Genomic DNA, 16,290 nt, shown 5'->3' on the forward strand with positions numbered 1-16,290 from the left:
CGTTTCCTCTCGATGGACTTTTCGGCTGACTCAGCTATGAGGCCAAGTGATCATTATTGCTTGATCCATCGGATTTGATCATGGCTCTGTCCGAGCGCGCGCTGCGCTATTTCCTCGCCGTTGCCCAGCATGGCAGTTTCACGCGCGCTGCCGAGGCGAGCGCCGTCGTCCAGTCCGCCATCTCGCACCAGATCCGGGCGATCGAGCTGGAATATGGCGTCGAGCTGTTCCGGCGGGACGGCCGCGCGGTGACGCTTGCGCCCGCGGGCGCGATGCTGCTCGATTATGCGCAATCGGTGGTCGGCCTGATCGATCGTGCGGGGCAGGATCTCGGCCGTTTCGCGGAAGGCCATTTCGGGCGGCTACGGGTCGGCTTCCAGTCGGCCGCCAGTCGTCAGCCGATCGTCGCCGAGGCGCTGCGCCGTTTCCGCGAGACAAACGGCGATGCCGATCTGGAGCTTTCGGCGAGCACCGGCCTCAGCATGATCGCCGCGATCGTCGAGGAGAAACTGGACGGCGCCTTCATGTATGCCGAGGCCGATATGGGCCTCGATCGGATCGTCGTGACCCGGCACGACTGGATATTGGCGCTGCCTTCTTCCCATCCGCTGGCCCGGCGCAGGTCCCTCCTTCTTTCCGATCTCGCGGAGGAAGCGTTCATCTGGCTGCCGCGCGCGGTGAATCCGGGGCTGCATGACCGCATGCTGGCCTGCTGCGCGGACCGGAAGATGTCGCCACGCATCCAGCAGGAGGCGTTCGACGAATCGATGGTGCTCAATCTCGTTGCGGTCGGCGTCGGCATCGCTTTCGTGCTCGACAGCCTGCCGGCGCATTTCAACGCCAATGTGGTGCTCCGCCGCGTCGCCGATTTCAGCGTGCCGGTGGAGCTTTGCTTCCTGACCAGCGGCAAGAATCCCAATCGGCTGCTCCGGCAATTTTCGGAGATGATCGTGGAGGCGCGGGAGCGATCGGGAGGGGGAGAGCTAGGCTGACGGGATTGGGCGGCGCGGGCTCCACTATGGCTTCGGCCCGACGATCGCGGCGACGTCCTCGTCGAGCAGCAGCCGGTCGCGGCGCAGCGCCTCGGCCGCGGCGCGCAGCCGCGTCTCGCGATCGCCCTTGCCCGGATAGCGCGTCGCCAGTGACGGACGAGGATCCGCGCCACGGGTCGCCTCGCTGGCCGCGAAGGGAATGTAGGAGCCGAAGACGAAGCACAGATCGCCCGGAGCGTAGCCTTGCTTGCGTAAATTCCAGCCCAGATAGGTGCCATTTGGCGCGGCAATCTCAGGCAGGCGCACGCCCGGCATGTCGTTGCCGTCGGCATCGATACGGGGCAGCAGGACGGGCCAGCCTTGCATTCCGGATGGCGCGATCGGACGGTTCAACACTCTCGGCCATTCGATGCCGGCGCCGCTCAGGTCCGGCGCGTTCAGCGCCTCGATCGGCTGCAGTTCGCCCGCGGCGATGCGCGGCCAGCGGCTGTCCGGCGGCTCCCGAAGACCCAATGTCCAATCCACCATCGCGACCGTCAGCGCGCGTACCAGCGGATTGTAGCTCATCGGGTTCGCGGGGCTGCGGCAGGCGGGCATGGTCATGCCGGGCGCGTGCGCGGCGCCGGCGATCATGAAGGCACGCACCGTTTCGGGAAAGGGAATGTCGCGATCCGTGCCACCGGTGCCCACCAGGGAGGCACCCGCCTGCCAGAATTCGCCGCTCGTATCGACGTGAAAGATCCTGGGGCAGCTGCCATCGGCACTGCATCGCGCCAGCAGGCCGTCCGTTCGCCCGGTCACCGGATCACGGAGCGTTGCATAGGTGAACGGGAAGTCGAAGCCGGGGACGTCATGGTCCTCATGCTGGCGGGAAAAGCGGCCGGGCTCGGAAAAGCGGACATTGGTGAAGGTGCGGCGCGCGCCGGGGATCATCGTGATCACACCATCGAACACACGGCCGCCGGCCAGATCGCGGTTGAAGCCCTGCCAGAGGAAATCGCGCAGATAGCGGCCGGACTGGGAGGCTCCGAATGCGATCGCCGTATCGAATGCGCCGCCACCGTCAGCGGTGCATCCGCCTGGGGCGGCGTGCTCGCAGGGGGCAGCCGCGATATCCGATAGCGGATTGCCGGCGTCCGCATCCGCATGACGCAGCCAGGAGACGACATCGCGTACTGCCGCGAAGCCGAGCCCCATCACCTTCGGATCGCGCGCGACATAGGAGAAGCGGTAGATCGCGCCGGCATCCATGTCCGCCGGGCGGATCAGCACGACATGGCGATCGTCCTCGAAATGCCAGCTGTCCGACGGCAGCGGCCGTTCGGCATCGTCGGCGTGCTGGCGGGCGGTGAGCGTGGCCTTGGCAGGATCCAGGCTGGCGGCCGGGTAGGGCAGCGGAATATGATCGCCGACGGCATCGTCGAAGATCGTTTCCGTCGCAATCCGACCGGTGATCGGCCCATCCCTGCCGGTGGCGATCGGGAAGCGCGCACCGATCATCTGCGGTCCGCCTACGTCGCCCTGCCAGCCCGCCCAGACGATCGTATAGCCTTGCCGCATGAGGAAGCCGTTGCCGGCATCGCCCGCGGACTCCAGGCTGGCGAATGATCCGTCGTTCATCGCGACGGATGCGGTCTTCATCCCCCGGTTCGCCACATCGAACAGCATCACGCGCCGCGCCTTGGCGGGATCGCGTGGCCGCAGGATCGTCACGTCCACATCGTATCGCACCAGCCCTTCGGCATCGCGCGGCGCCCGATCGAGGTCGACGATGGCGCGATTGGCCGGCGCAGCCGGATCGATCCGCATGTGCGCGACGCCGGTCAGCGTCTCGTAGATGCCGCGCTCGCCGAAGGAGCGACCGCCGAAGGCGGCCGTGCGTGAGGTGATCTCGAGGCTGACGGTGGGCCGCGTCGCGGTCTGTCCCTGCGCGGCGCCCGCGATCGCGACGGCGATTCCGAAAGCGGACACGATCTTTGCTCGCACCAATTGTTTCTGTCTGCCGCAGGGATTAGCGGATCGCCGGCCGGCAGCGCGAGCGGCTTCGATTGTGAGAAGGGGCTGCGGCGCCACGGATCGAGGCCTGCCCCTCCACCTAGCCGTTCGGATGGGCCGGCGGCTTCCTGCCACCGTCCAAAGATAGCGTGAATCTTCGCGCCCCATCGCATTTACTTGCCCTGGTCGTCAGGGGCAGCACCCGGCGAGCGTTGCGGAGATCCAACAAGGATCCCGCGCTGTGCAGCAGGAACGGTCGACGCACAAAGGGGAAAGACATGGTTTCTACGTTCGCATTCCATGAGACGCGCAATCCTGCGGCCGCGCGGATGCTCATCGGAGCGGCAGCCGTGGCGCTGTCGTGCACGCTGCTCCTGCCGTCCGCCGCATGGGCTGCGGACCAGCCGCCCGCGGCGAACGAGCCCGACACGACGATCTACGTCACGGCGCGCAAGCGCACCGAGCGGATCCAGGATATTCCGGATTCGATCAAGGCTTTCACCGCCGATGCCATCGTCAGCGCGAACATCCAGAATGTGAAGGATGTCGCGGTGCGCGTGCCCAACGTATCGATCGTCGAGGCGCAACAGCCGGGAGTCGCGCTGATCAACATTCGCGGCGTGGGCCAGGCGCGCAATGGGGAATCGCCGGTTGCGGTCGTGGTGGACGGCGTGCAGCTCAGCAGCGCCAACCAGATCACGCAGGACCTTTTCGACATCGAGCGCGTGGAGGTTCTGAAAGGGCCACAGGGGGCGGTGTATGGACGAAATGCGATCGGCGGCGCGATCAACATCATCACCCGCCAGCCGACCAACGATTTCGAGGGATTCCTGCAGGGCGGCTATGGCACCGGGGATGATGTCCGGCTGAGCGCGAGCGTCAGCGGGCCGATCATCGACGATAAGCTGTTGTTCCGCGTCGCCGGCTCCTTCCGCAACTTCGACGGCGATATCGACAGCCTGAACACGCCCGGGCGCGACAAGGTGAACTGGCAGAAGGATCGCAACGTTCGCGGCATGCTGCTGGCGAAACCGACGGAAGCGCTGACCATCGACCTGCGCTACTCCAGGCTCGAAACCCGCGCCGGTGCGGCTTTTTATGCGCCCGTCGAATCCGGCACGTCGATCAACCAACCCCTGCCATATATAGGCAATTTCCCCGGCCACGCGAACCGCATCCTCAACGATTTCTCGGCCAAGGCCGATCTCGATCTAGGCGGTGCGACGCTGACCTCGATCACAGCACTTTCCAAGGTCAGCTCCTTTCTCGCCGAGGATCTGGACTTTACCCCGCTGGACCAGACCTCCGCCGAGCAGCGGCTGAAAACCAACAATCTCAGCCAGGAATTGCGCATCGTCTCGCCTCAGTCGGGCGCGTTCAAATGGCTTGGCGGCGTCTATTATCTCCGCACCCGCCAGACTCTGGATACCAAGGTGTTTGCCGGCGCCGATCTTCTGCCTCTGCTCGGCCTGCCGTCGTCGCTCGCTCCATTACTGTTCTCGACGACCAAGGCCCGCGATCGCAACAATGCCTATGCCGCCTTCGGCCAGCTCTCCTATCGCTTCGCGACGGGCATCGAGCTCACGGGCGCGCTGCGCTACGATATCGATCAGCGGCATCAGACCGATCTCGTTGCCGCCGGCCAGCCCGAATATCGCAACACTTTCCGGTCGCTCCAGCCCAAGGCTTCGGTGAGCTGGTTCATCAATCCCGATGCGATGATCTATGCGACCGTGGGCAAGGGCTTCCGCAGCGGCGGATTCAATCCTCAGGCCCGGATCAGCCGTAATTACAAGAAGGAGGAAAATTGGAATTTCGAGGCCGGTTTCAAGACCAGCCTTCTCGATCGGCGCCTTTCGCTGAACGGTGCGGCCTTCTATACCCGTATCAAGGATCGCCAAGTCTATATATTAGACGTCATCAATTCCGCGCAGACGCTGATCAATCCGATCCCCAAGGCCGAAGTATATGGATTGGAGGCGGAACTTTCGGCACGGCCGGTGCGAAATCTCGATCTTTCCGCTTCGATCGGGGTCACCGGATCGAAGATATTGAGCTATGACAGCAGCGTGCTCGCGGGGCTTCCGGCCGCCGGTGATTTCAAGGGTAATCATCTGCCGCAGGTCGCCGGAGTCTCCTACGCATTGTCCGGGCAATATCGCATCCCACTCGCGAATGACATGAGTCTCACGCCAAGGGTCGAGCTCAACGGATCGGGCGGGGCCTATTATTGGGAGATCGACAATCTCGACAAGCGTGGCAGCATCACCCTGGTCAATGCCCGCCTGACGCTCAGCTATCGCAAGCTTTCGGTCACCGTCTTTGCCGAAAATCTGTTCAAGGATCGCTACGTTCTCGAATTCGTTCCGAAGGAGTGGAGCGGCGCCTCCAACGATTTTTCCGCTGCTGCGCCTGGACGTCGTGTCGGCGTGAAGGCCCGGTTTGATTTCTGACATTCCGGGAAAAGGAGGGATCGATGGGCAAGGCACGGGTCGTCCGCCGGTTCGATGCGCCGGCGGAACAGGTGTGGGCGCTGTTGTCCTGGCGCGGCATGGCCAGGCTTGCAGGCGAGGGGCTGTTCGAGGCGGTCCGCTTCGAAAGCGAGGACAGCGTCGCCGGTGCGACAAAATCGCTGCGGCTGGCTTCCGGCCTCGTCCTGCGCGAGCGACTGGAATGGATCGATGAGCCGGGCTTCGGTTATGGCTATCGCATCGTCGACGGCGGGGCGCTTCCGATCACCGATTATGTCGGTTCGGTCCGGGTCACGCGGGCAGGACCAGACGCTTGCACCGTCCTGATCCGTAATCACTTCGCTGGCCTGGATGTGGCGGACGACATCTGGGCAGCCGAGTGGGAAAGCATGGAGACTGGGCTGCTGGATGCCATCGCGGCGTTGCTCCCGTGTCCCGAAACGCCCGGAGCGGAGGTCAAGGACAGTATCGCCGCGATCGTCCGAAGCCGCAGCGACCGGTTCGAAGCGGATTTCGCTGCCGGCGATGCGACCGCGCTGGTCGCCAACTATTATGTCGAAACGCCTCGTGTCATCATGCCCGGCGCGGCGATGCTGGAGGGACGCGCTGCGGTCGAGGCGATGTTTGCTGGCCTGATGCAGGATTTCGGATCGTGTCGCCTCCGTCAGATCGACGTGTCCTGCTCGGGCGATCTTGCCCACGAACTGGGTGAGGCGACCGTGTCGCCCCGGGATCCCGCGGCGTCGCCGCTCGCGGTCCGCTATTCGATCGTCTGGACCTGCACGGGCGGAGACTGGCGCGTTGCCACCGATTTCTTCGCCTGGGATTATCTGGGGCTCGATCGCCCTTATGGTTCGTGACACTATGCGGAGCGCCGCGCTCGACGGTTGCTGACGAACGGAGAGGCACGCAACGCGAATAGTGAGGAGGCCGCCCTTGCCCGACGAAACGGAAGCCGAGAGCAGCGAGACGGGGGCTGCCCCGTTCGATCTGGTCCTGCCCTATCGTTACGCACCCCGGCCGCCCAGCGGCTTCACCGTGGTCCGCAAGGAATTGCTGCGCCATCTCACGGAAGCCAGCCTGCTCAAGCAATTGTCCATCGTGCGTGGCCCCGCCGGATCGGGCAAGACGACGCTGCTTGCCCAATGGCGTTCGGTCGGGCTCGAAATGAACCGTCCGATCGCATGGCTCACCGTCGATCGGGCCGATCGCGATCCCGCGCATTTCGTCGCGGGGCTGGCCGCAGCGCTAGAAGAGGCAGGCTGTGGCCCGATCGCCGAAGGTTTCCGTGCCATGCTCGGTGACCTTCCCCGGCGCTCGACCCTCCAGATCGCGCAAATGCTCGCCTCCATCGCCAACCGGTCGGGCGAGGCTGCTGTGATCGTGCTCGATCAATATGAGGAGATGGATGGCGCCGCCGCGGGCGAGATCATCAGCGGCTTCCTGCAATATGCGGTGACCATCCGGCTGGTGATCGCCAGCCGGATCCGGCCGATGATTCCGCTCGGCAGCCTGCGGGCGCGCGACCAGTTGTTCGAGATCGGTCCCTCCGATCTCAACCTGACGCCGATGGAAACCCGGGCCATCTTCGACGACGACGTGCCCGAACTCTACACGCGCCGCCTGCATCTCGAAACCAGCGGCGAGGCGGTGGCCGTCGGTTTCGCGCGGCGGGTGATCGACGAGTTGCCGCGCGACATGATCGGCGCGGAGAATTGGCACGACCAGCTTCACGAATATTATCGGGCAGAGGTGCTCGATACGCTTCCGCCCGAGCTTCGCGCGGCGATGAGCCGTCTCGTCGTGGTGGAGCGGTTCGATCTGTCGCTCGCCAGTGCGCTGGTCGGCCGCAGCGCCGCCGACATGATCGAGCGGCTTCATCATGTCGATGGGCTGTTGCTGCGGCATCGTGGCACGCAGGAATTTTATTTCTCGGAGATGCTGCGTCGTTTTCTGGAGCGCCGGCTCGCATGGCTGGACGACGAGGAACGCGTTGCACTTCACCGGCGCGCGGCCGGTTGGTTTGCCGAGCGCGGGCGCGACAGCGAGGCGCTCCGCCACGCTGTCGCTGCCGGAGACAGAGAACGGGCGGTCATGCTGCTCGATCGCATCGGCTACGCCCGGATCGTCACGCGCGCAGGTGTCCAGGCGGCGCATCATCTGTTCGATTCGATCGGGTTCAAGCCCGAGGGCATGTCTACCGGCACGCTCCTTTCGCTGGCGCTGATCCATGCGCATGAGGGTGATGTCGACAAGGCCGCATCCCGTCTTGCCGAAGCGAAGCAGCGTATCGCGGTGGATGGAGCGGGCGACCCTGCGCTGGACGGGCAGCGCATCCTGGCCGAAGCGTTCGTCGCTGGGTTCCGCGACGAGACGATGGATGCAGCTACTGGTCCGGCACTGGAACATTATATCGCGACCGCGCCGGAGAACGAGCATGATGGGCGAGCGCAGGCGCGGATCCTGATGTCATGGGATCGCTTCTGCCAGGGGGATGTTGAAGGGGCAGAGGCGCTGGCTGATGCCGCGGCGAGCGAATATGCCGAGACCGAAGGCGTCTATGGCTGCGTCTTCATGCATGTGCACCGCACGCTCGCTCGTTTCTGGCGCAACGATCTCGATCGCGCTCTGGAGGAGGTCACGCTTGCGGAGCGGATAACGCGGATCTTCTTTCCGGAAGACCAACGGCTGCGCGCCATGAGCGGCAGCCTGCGCGCGGGGCTTCTCCATGAGCTTGGCCGGCCCGATCCTTTGACTGATATCACAGCGCTGGTCGGCGCGGTCGCGGCCGTCGAGAGCTGGAGCGAAGTGCAGATCTGGGTGCATCTGATGGGCGCTCGCGCCGCGCTCGCCGAAGGGCGAGGCGGCGAGGCGCGTGGCATCGTCGATTACGGGCTGGAGGTCGCACGGCGGCTGGATGTCCCGCGCATGGCCTGGAACATGCGGCTCGCGGCGGTCGACATAGCGATCCGGCTTGGCGACGGCGATCGCGCCGCGCATGAGGCCGCGGCGCTGCTGTTGCCCGAGGCGGCCTTCCTCGAAGGAGAGGGCGCGCGGCTGACCTGGCAGGAGCGCATTGCCGGCGTGCTGACCGCCATACGCCTGCATGACGAACGGGGGGAAGCGGAGACGGCCGTGCGGCTGATCGATCTCGCGCGGAACCTGATCGTGCAGACCAGCGCGCATCGTTTCGCCACGATCCTCGCCATCTGCGAGGCGCGACATCATCATTATCTTGGGGATATCGCTGCTGCGCAGGCCTGCATGGATGCGGCCGCCGATTTGCGCATAGGATCCCTTCCCGTTCGGCTGTTCCTCGATGCGGGGGAATGGGTGCGCGGCTATTTGCCCGATTTCGCGGCCCTGCCGGTGCCGAGCCTGCGCGATGTGCCGCTGGCCGAGGCGGCGAGGGCGCTGTCGCGCGATCCGCTCACCTCGCGCGAACGGCAGATCCTGCTGTTCATGGGCGAAGGCCACCCCAACAAGGTAGCGGCACATCGGCTGGGGCTCAGCGAGGCGACCGTCAAGTTCCACCTACGCAACATCTATCGTAAGCTGCATGCTCAGAACCGCACCCAAGCGCTGGCCCGCTACCGGACGTTCGCCGACATTCGATAGCGGGGCAGAACCAGGGATCAGACCGCGGCCGCCCTTTCGAGATGCGCCAATATCGCAAGCGCCAGCGGATCGGCGGATGCGGGATTCTGTCCGGTGAAGAAGGGGGGATCCGTCACCACATGGGCGGCGAGCGGCGCCGCGGCCGAGTAGATCGCCCGCAGCTTGCGAAGCATCTCCTCCGGCAGCACCGGCACGATCTTGTCGAGTCCCATCATGACGTCCTCGGCGTTGCTGATCGAGGTAAGCTGGCGGTTCTTCACCAGCGGCTCGCCATTGGCGTCCACCGCCTGCACCAGCGCGATCACGCCGTGGCAGACGGCTGCGATCACCTTGCCTTGCGCGAAATAGCCCTCGATGATCCCCTTGAGCGCGGGATTGTGCGGGAAATCCCAGGTCGTCGCGGATGCGCCAACCATGAAGACCCCGGCAAAGGCATCGCCATCGACGGTATCGAGCGAAACCGTGTCCGCGATTGCGGCGTTCGCCATGGGATCGGCACGGAAACGGCGCCCGGCGTCGCTGAGCCAATTGTCCTCGACGCTCATCGGATCGATCGGTGCTGCCCCGCCCTTGGGCGATGCGATGGTGACGGCATAGCCGGCATCGCGAAACCGCCAATAAGGGGCGGCCAGTTCCTCCATCCAGCTTCCGGTCTTGTTGCCGCTGCTGCCGAGCTCGCCGTGCGACGACACGATGAAGAGGAAATTCTTATTCATTCGATCGGCTCCTGTACCTGCGATACGCGCCGGACGCTCCCACAGGATGCAGGCGCGGCCCACTCGTCCGATCGGCGAGCGCGCCCGTCTTTTCGGATAGGGGCACGGGACCGGCCCGCCGTGACGGCCGCGTTGCGGTTCGCCCCGTTCGAACGGGCAGGTAGGAAGTCCGGCGATAGTGCGGCAGCCTCCGATATGTCAGCCAGTTACGGAGATGCGAGATGTCGCGAGATGATCCCATGCCCAGGACGGCCTCTGAGCCTCCCGTCACCGGGCCGTTCCGCCGAGCGTTCGGCCGCGCCGTGCCAGCCGAGGGAGAAGGCGGGACGTTCACGCAGAGCTGGTATCCGATCTGCATGTCGAGCGCGGCGACGCCCGATTTCGTGCGCGGTTTCGATTTCCTCGACGGTCGGGTGATCGTGTTCCGCGACAAGGAGGGGCAGGCGCATGTGATGAGCGCCTATTGTCCGCATCTGGGCGCAGACCTTTCGATCGGCGACATGATCGACGGACAGGTGCGCTGCATCTATCATCATTGGAAATATGACGCGGCCGGGCGGTGCAGCGGCATGCCAAGCACGGATCCGATCCCCAGCGCCGCGCGTCTGTTCAAGTTTCCGGTGTGCGAAAAATATGGCATCGTGTGGGCCTATAACGGCACAGAGCCGCACTATGTGTTGCCGGATTTCGATTTTCCTGATGAAGAACTGGTGTTCAAGACCAAGATCTTCGGCGAGGAAGTGCCCGTCGATCCTTGGGTGTTGTGCGCCAATACGCCGGACATGCAGCATATTCGCTATCTGCATGGCATCGAGATCAACGGCGATAACCCGCATGATACGGTCGAATGGACCGATCATTCGATGTTCTATCAATTTGCCGGGACGCATGTGACCGGAGATCCGGTGCGCCATCGGGTCGGTATCGTCGGCACCAGCATGTATTTCCAAAGCACTGACTTCGCTGGCCGTTGGTTCGGTTTCGTCTCGCCGTTCAGCTTGACCCGGCCGGGCCGCTCGACGGTCTACATCACCGTCTGCGCGCGCAAGGATATGGGCACGCCGGAGGAGGTCGATCAATTTCTCGAAGAGATTGCCGAGCTGGAAACGCGTGTCGTGCTCGACGATCTCATGAACATGCAGACCATTCACCTGAAACCCGGCACGCTGACGCGCAGCGATCTCACTTTGTCGCGCTTTTTCGATTATATGCGCGCTTTCCCGCGGGCCCATCCATCGGCTGAATTCATTAGCTGACTGCGATCTGCATTTCGGAGCAAATCGCAGATCCAACCAGAGGCGGGAGAGGGAGCCGGACTGCGATCGGGAGGCGCTGGGGGCGTCCTTCCGAGCCGATCGAAGGGCGCATCGTCATTGTCGATGCCGGTGACAGCCCGTCTGCTTTGGAGAAGACCATAACGAAACGATCGCCGCTCCCGGCTGACGGGAGCGGCGATCGTTCGGCATCGCTGGAAAGACGCCGCTCCTCACCCGGCGGGAGAGGAGCGAAGCCTGCCCGTTACGCTTTCACCTTCGGCTTACCGCCCTTGCGCGACTTCGGGGCCTTGGGCGGGCTCGGGTTGATCTCGAAGGCGAGCGCGTCGTCCTTGAGATGCACCTTCACTTCGCCGCCATGGACCAGCTTGCCGAACAAGAGCTCCTCGGCCAGCGGCTGCTTGATCTTCTCCTGGATCAGGCGGCCCATCGGTCGCGCGCCATAGAGCTTGTCGTAGCCACGGTCGGTGAGCCAGACCTTCGCATCGTCGTCGAGCGCGATGTGGACGTCGCGGTCGGCGAGTTGCAGTTCGAGCTGGAGCACGAACTTGTCGATGACGCGCGCCACGATCTCAGGCGGCAGATAACCGAAGGGCACCACCGCATCCAGGCGGTTGCGGAATTCCGGCGTGAACATCTTCTTCACCGCTTCCTCGCCGGCATCCTCGCGCCCAACCGTGCCGAAGCCGATCGATTCGCGTGCCATGTCGGACGCGCCTGCATTGGTGGTCATGATCAGGATCACGTTGCGGAAGTCGACGGTCTTGCCGTGGTGGTCGGTCAGCTTGCCGTTGTCCATCACCTGCAGGAGGATGTTGAACAGATCCGGATGCGCCTTTTCGATCTCGTCGAGCAGCAGCACGCTGTGCGGATGCTGATCGACGGCATCGGTCAACAGGCCGCCCTGATCATAGCCGACATAACCCGGAGGCGCGCCGATCAGGCGGCTGACCGAGTGCCGTTCCATATATTCGCTCATGTCGAAGCGCTGGAGCGGGATGCCCATGATCGAGGCGAGCTGGCGCGCGACTTCCGTCTTGCCGACGCCGGTGGGGCCGGAAAACAGATAGTTGCCGATCGGCTTGTCCGGTTCGCGCAGGCCGGCGCGGCTGAGCTTGATCGCCGAGGCGAGCTTCTCGATCGCGGCATCCTGCCCGAAAACGACACGCTTGAGATCGGTCTCGAGCGTCTCGAGCGCCTTCTTGTCGTCGGTCGACACCGATTTCGGCGGGATGCGCGCGATCGTCGCGACCACCGCCTCCACTTCCTTGGCAGTGATCACCTTCTTGCGCTTGTTCTCGGGCACCAGCATCTGCGAAGCGCCAACCTCGTCGATCACGTCGATCGCCTTGTCGGGCAGCTTGCGGTCGTTGATGTAGCGCGCGGAGAGTTCCACCGCCGACTTGATCGCGTCGGGGGTGTATTTCACCTTGTGATGTTCTTCGAAATAGGGCTTGAGGCCGGTCATGATCTTGATCGTGTCCTCGAGCGTCGGCTCGTTGACGTCGATCTTCTGGAACCGGCGCAGCAGCGCGCGATCCTTCTCGAAGTGGTTGCGGAACTCCTTGTAGGTCGTCGATCCGATGCAGCGGATCGTGCCGCCCGAAAGCGCCGGCTTCAGCAGGTTCGACGCATCCATCGCGCCGCCGGACGTGGCGCCGGCGCCGATGACGGTATGGATCTCGTCGATGAAGAGCACCGCGTGGGGCATCTTCTCGAGCTCTGTCACGACCGCCTTCAGCCGTTCCTCGAAATCGCCGCGATAACGGGTGCCGGCGAGCAGCGCGCCCATGTCGAGCGAGTAGATCACCGCGTCCTTCAACACGTCGGGCACCTGGCCTTCGGTGATCTTGCGCGCGAGACCTTCCGCGATCGCCGTCTTACCCACGCCGGGATCGCCGACGTAAAGCGGATTGTTCTTGGATCGACGGCAAAGGATCTGGATGGTGCGGTCCACCTCGGCGGCGCGGCCGATCAGCGGGTCGACACGGCCTTCCTTGGCCTTCTCGTTGAGGTTCACGGTGAACTGTTTCAAGGCGCTTTCGCCTTTCTTTCCATCCGGTTTCGCCGATTTGTCCTCTTCCTGCGCGCCCTTCACTTCGCGCGGCTCCGCAGGCTGGCCTGCCTTGCCGACTCCGTGGCTTATATAGCTTACCGCATCCAGGCGGCTCATGTCCTGCTGCTGCAGGAAATAGACGGCGTAGCTTTCACGCTCGCTGAACAAGGCGACGAGCACGTTGGCGCCCGTCACTTCCTCGCGTCCGGACGACTGGACATGGAGGATGGCGCGCTGCACCACGCGCTGGAAACCGGATGTGGGCGAGGGATCGCTCTGCCCCTCGATCTTGAGATTTTCGAGCTCGGTGTCGAGGTAGAGCGTCACCGCCTCCTTGAGCTCGGCCAGATCCACTCCGCACGCGGTCATGACCTTGGCGGCATGCTCGTCGTCCACCAGCGCGAGGAGCAGATGCTCCAGCGTGGCATATTCGTGACGACGGCTGCTGGCAGCGGTCAGCGCGTTGTGGAGCGTCTGTTCCAGCTCGCGGGCGAAAGATGGCATGGTCTTCTTACTCCTAGGGGACCGGCACGAGAGCGGACCCGTTGGACACTATGTCGGGTCTGGTTGCCGGTTGATCAAGAACGGCCTTTCCGGAACGGAGCAAAGTGCGTTTTCCGCGCTTCCGTCCGGCGGACTTCATCGCCTGAACAGCGCCTCTGCACTGGCCCTGTGGCTGGCCGCAGCCTGCATCTTCCCCTTGGTCCGCGCTATTTCGGCTTCCAGCGCGTTTATCCGTTTCTGAAGCTCATCGATTGAAAAGGGATCGAGATCCTGGCGTGCGAGCAGGGTCAGTGGATCGTCCGCCCGTTTTGCGAAAAGATCTTCCGGCTCCATGGCCACAGCGTTGACCGGGACGGCGCCCATGTCAATAAACCCTTCGCTGCTTTTGAAACGCTTTGCCGCGATCTGGGGAAAAATCCTTGTCCGAACTGCCGAAAAACATGCTGGCGATCGACATCTCGACGCCGGGCGGACCCGAAGTGCTCGTCCCGGTGGAGCGTCCGGTGCCGAGCCCCGGGCCCGGCGAGGTCCTCGTACGGGTGGCCGCTGCAGGGGTGAATCGGCCTGACGTAATGCAGCGCAAGGGCCATTATCCGCCGCCGCCAGGCGCACCGACGATTCCGGGGCTTGAGCTTTCCGGCACGGTGGTCGCTATGGGGCCCGACGTCGATGCGGAGATGCTGGGGCAGTCGGTCTGCGCGCTCGTGTCCGGCGGCGGCTATGCCCATTATGCGGTGGCGCCGGTCGGCCAATGTCTGGCCGTGCCGCCGGCGCTCGACATGGTCGAGGCGGCCGCCCTTCCGGAAACGCTGTTCACCGTCTGGAGCAACCTGTTCGAGCGGGCCTATGCCGTGGAGGGCGATACCGTGCTCGTCCATGGCGGCACCAGCGGTATCGGCACCATGGCGATCCTGCTCGGCAAGCTGTTCGACCTCACCGTCATCGTCACCGTCGGATCGGACGCCAAGGCGGCGCGGGCGCTGGAGATCGGCGCCGCGCATGCGATCAACTACCACAGCAGCGATTTCGTCGAGGAGGTGAAGCGAATCACCGGCGGCAAGGGTTGCCAGGCCGTGCTCGACATGATCGGGGGCGACTATCTGCCGCGTAATCTCGCCTGCCTCGCCGAGGAGGGGCGCCACGTCTCGATCGCCGTACAGCGCGGCGCCAAGACGGAGCTCAACCTCGTGCCGGTGATGCAGCGCCGCCTGACCTTGACGGGCTCGACGCTGCGGCCGCGCTCGGCCGAGTTCAAGGCGCTCGTCGCCGATGAGATCACCCACACCGTCTGGCCGCATGTGCGCGAGGGGAGGCTCAGGCCGGTGATCGACAGCGTCTTTCCTCTCGCCGAGGCGGCCAAGGCCCATGCGCGGATGGATTCGGGCGAGCATGTCGGAAAGATCGTGCTGACCGTCTGATGCTGACCGCCGCGCGCCATCTGCTGGCTGCCGTCCTGCTCGTCGCTTTTGCAGCGATCAGCTTCTGGTCGCCACGCAGCTGGTCGCTTACCGATCGGCCGCGGATCGATCTCGTCGCGCCGATCCCGAAAGAGGCGGATCTCCTCAAGATGCGCCGCTTCGTCAGCTACGGAATCACGATCCCGAAAACCATGCCGGACATCGCGCGGCTGATTCCCGGAACGACGGAAACGGCGCCCGCGCTAGGCTATTCGTTCCGCGAGGTGGACATATTGCGCATGCCGATCTTCGCATATGAGGATCAGGGCTATGTGATGTTCGTGGAGCGTGCGGGCTCCTACCAAGCCGTTCCGCTCGATGCGGACTATCTGAAGCTGCTCCGTCAGGCGGCGGGGCGCGATCTGTCGGCGGGTTACTCCTTTTCCGTCTGGCCCTATCTCTGGGGCTGGTCGATGGCCGTGGGCTTCCTTCTCTGGCTGGGTCTGCAGGTATTGGACGAAAAGCGGCGGCGCGACGCGAGCGGAATTCTGTGACGGCCTGATCAAATGCCGAGCGCAGCTTCGGTATCGGCAATCCACCGCCGGACATGACGATATCTATCGAGATCGAACCCCCCTTCATGCGCCACTCGGGTATAAGCGATCAGCGCGACGTCGGCGAGTGAAACGCCGCCTGGAACCAGGAAACGATTCTCTGCCGTCGCCGCATCCAGGCGGCTGAGCGCAGCATGGCCGCGTTCGACGATACGGGCTTCCAGATCGGTGGGAGATCTACCGAGATAGCGGACCTGGAAACGGGCCACGGCGACATAGGGCTCGTGGCTATATTGTTCCCAGAACAGCCACTCCATCATTTTGGCCCGCGCGAACGCATCCTTTGGGACGAGCGCCGAGCCTTCGGCGAGATAGAGGATGATCGCATTGGACTGGGCAAGGGTGCGGCCGTCGTCCAGCAGGATGGTAGGCACCTGCCCTGCAGGGTTCATCGCGAGGAAATCGGGCGTGCGGCTTTGTCCTTCGAGGATATTCGTCTCGACCCAGTCATAGCGGATCCCGAGATGATCCGCGGTCCATTTCACCTTGAGGCAGTTTCCCGAGATGCTGTCGCCAAAGATCCGCATTGCCACCGCTCCGTCGTCGCGGTTTCCTAACGTCGCTCGTTCGTCATGTCCCGCATCATTCTTCCCTTCGCGCCGGGGAAAGCGGGAAGCCCTTCGAACTGTAACACAAAGGAGCGATAGCGCCCG

12 protein-coding genes are annotated in these 16,290 nt (G+C 64.1%); 7 read left to right on the forward strand and 5 right to left on the reverse strand.

Annotated elements, in window-relative coordinates; translation table 11 throughout:
* The first annotated feature begins 80 nt into the window (after positions 1-80).
* Complete coding sequence (locus tag GQY20_RS12460; protein ID WP_157217431.1) at positions 81-992, forward strand: LysR family transcriptional regulator; 912 nt, start codon at positions 81-83, stop codon at positions 990-992.
* 24 nt (positions 993-1,016) lie between these two features.
* Here GQY20_RS12460 and GQY20_RS12465 read toward each other — a convergent pair whose 3' ends face one another.
* Positions 1,017-2,963: an alpha/beta hydrolase domain-containing protein gene (locus GQY20_RS12465; protein ID WP_157217432.1), complete on the reverse strand. Its 1,947-nt coding sequence runs from the start codon at positions 2,961-2,963 to the stop codon at positions 1,017-1,019.
* A gap of 302 nt (positions 2,964-3,265) precedes the next feature.
* On the opposite strand from GQY20_RS12465, the gene GQY20_RS12470 reads away from it, so the two are divergent.
* From GQY20_RS12470 to GQY20_RS12480, 3 genes are all read left to right on the forward strand, one after another.
* The gene (locus GQY20_RS12470; protein WP_232476026.1) at positions 3,266-5,440 is read left to right on the forward strand and encodes a TonB-dependent receptor; all 2,175 of its coding nucleotides are present in this window, start codon (positions 3,266-3,268) and stop codon (positions 5,438-5,440) included.
* Positions 5,441-5,463: 23 nt separating this feature from the next.
* Positions 5,464-6,318 carry an SRPBCC family protein gene (locus tag GQY20_RS12475; RefSeq protein WP_157217433.1) on the forward strand — a complete coding sequence of 285 codons (855 nt, stop codon included), beginning with the start codon at positions 5,464-5,466 and terminating at the stop codon, positions 6,316-6,318.
* Between the two features lie 76 nt (positions 6,319-6,394).
* On the forward strand, positions 6,395-9,076 hold the full coding sequence (locus GQY20_RS12480; protein ID WP_157217434.1) for a LuxR C-terminal-related transcriptional regulator: 2,682 nt from the start codon (positions 6,395-6,397) through the stop codon (positions 9,074-9,076).
* A gap of 17 nt (positions 9,077-9,093) precedes the next feature.
* Here GQY20_RS12480 and GQY20_RS12485 read toward each other — a convergent pair whose 3' ends face one another.
* The gene (locus GQY20_RS12485; RefSeq protein ID WP_157217435.1) at positions 9,094-9,792 is read right to left on the reverse strand and encodes a type 1 glutamine amidotransferase domain-containing protein; all 699 of its coding nucleotides are present in this window, start codon (positions 9,790-9,792) and stop codon (positions 9,094-9,096) included.
* Between the two features lie 239 nt (positions 9,793-10,031).
* Between GQY20_RS12485 and GQY20_RS12490 the strand changes: the two genes are divergently transcribed.
* The gene (locus tag GQY20_RS12490; RefSeq protein WP_232476027.1) at positions 10,032-11,048 is read left to right on the forward strand and encodes a Rieske (2Fe-2S) protein; all 1,017 of its coding nucleotides are present in this window, start codon (positions 10,032-10,034) and stop codon (positions 11,046-11,048) included.
* 262 nt (positions 11,049-11,310) lie between these two features.
* Here GQY20_RS12490 and clpA read toward each other — a convergent pair whose 3' ends face one another.
* Together clpA and GQY20_RS12500 are read right to left on the reverse strand one after the other, a co-directional pair.
* Positions 11,311-13,626 carry an ATP-dependent Clp protease ATP-binding subunit ClpA gene (gene clpA / locus GQY20_RS12495; protein WP_157217436.1) on the reverse strand — a complete coding sequence of 772 codons (2,316 nt, stop codon included), beginning with the start codon at positions 13,624-13,626 and terminating at the stop codon, positions 11,311-11,313.
* 135 nt (positions 13,627-13,761) lie between these two features.
* Positions 13,762-13,989 (reverse strand): DUF1192 domain-containing protein, encoded by a 228-nt coding sequence (locus GQY20_RS12500; RefSeq protein WP_456298467.1) that lies wholly within the window; start codon positions 13,987-13,989, stop codon positions 13,762-13,764.
* Between the two features lie 77 nt (positions 13,990-14,066).
* Between GQY20_RS12500 and GQY20_RS12505 the strand changes: the two genes are divergently transcribed.
* Positions 14,067-15,044, forward strand: a complete 978-nt coding sequence (locus tag GQY20_RS12505; protein WP_157217832.1) for an NAD(P)H-quinone oxidoreductase — start codon at positions 14,067-14,069, stop codon at positions 15,042-15,044.
* Positions 15,044-15,577, forward strand: coding sequence for a hypothetical protein (locus GQY20_RS12510; RefSeq protein ID WP_157217437.1), 534 nt, complete (start codon positions 15,044-15,046; stop codon positions 15,575-15,577). The genes GQY20_RS12505 and GQY20_RS12510 overlap by 1 nt, the downstream gene beginning before the upstream one ends.
* 8 nt (positions 15,578-15,585) lie before the next feature.
* On the opposite strand, the gene GQY20_RS12515 is transcribed toward GQY20_RS12510, so the two are convergent.
* Positions 15,586-16,164, reverse strand: a complete 579-nt coding sequence (locus tag GQY20_RS12515; RefSeq protein WP_157217438.1) for a glutathione S-transferase family protein — start codon at positions 16,162-16,164, stop codon at positions 15,586-15,588.
* Positions 16,165-16,290 lie beyond the last annotated feature (126 nt).

This window comes from Flavisphingomonas formosensis (genome assembly GCF_009755815.1).
GTDB classification, from domain to species: Bacteria; Pseudomonadota; Alphaproteobacteria; order Sphingomonadales; family Sphingomonadaceae; genus Flavisphingomonas; species Flavisphingomonas formosensis.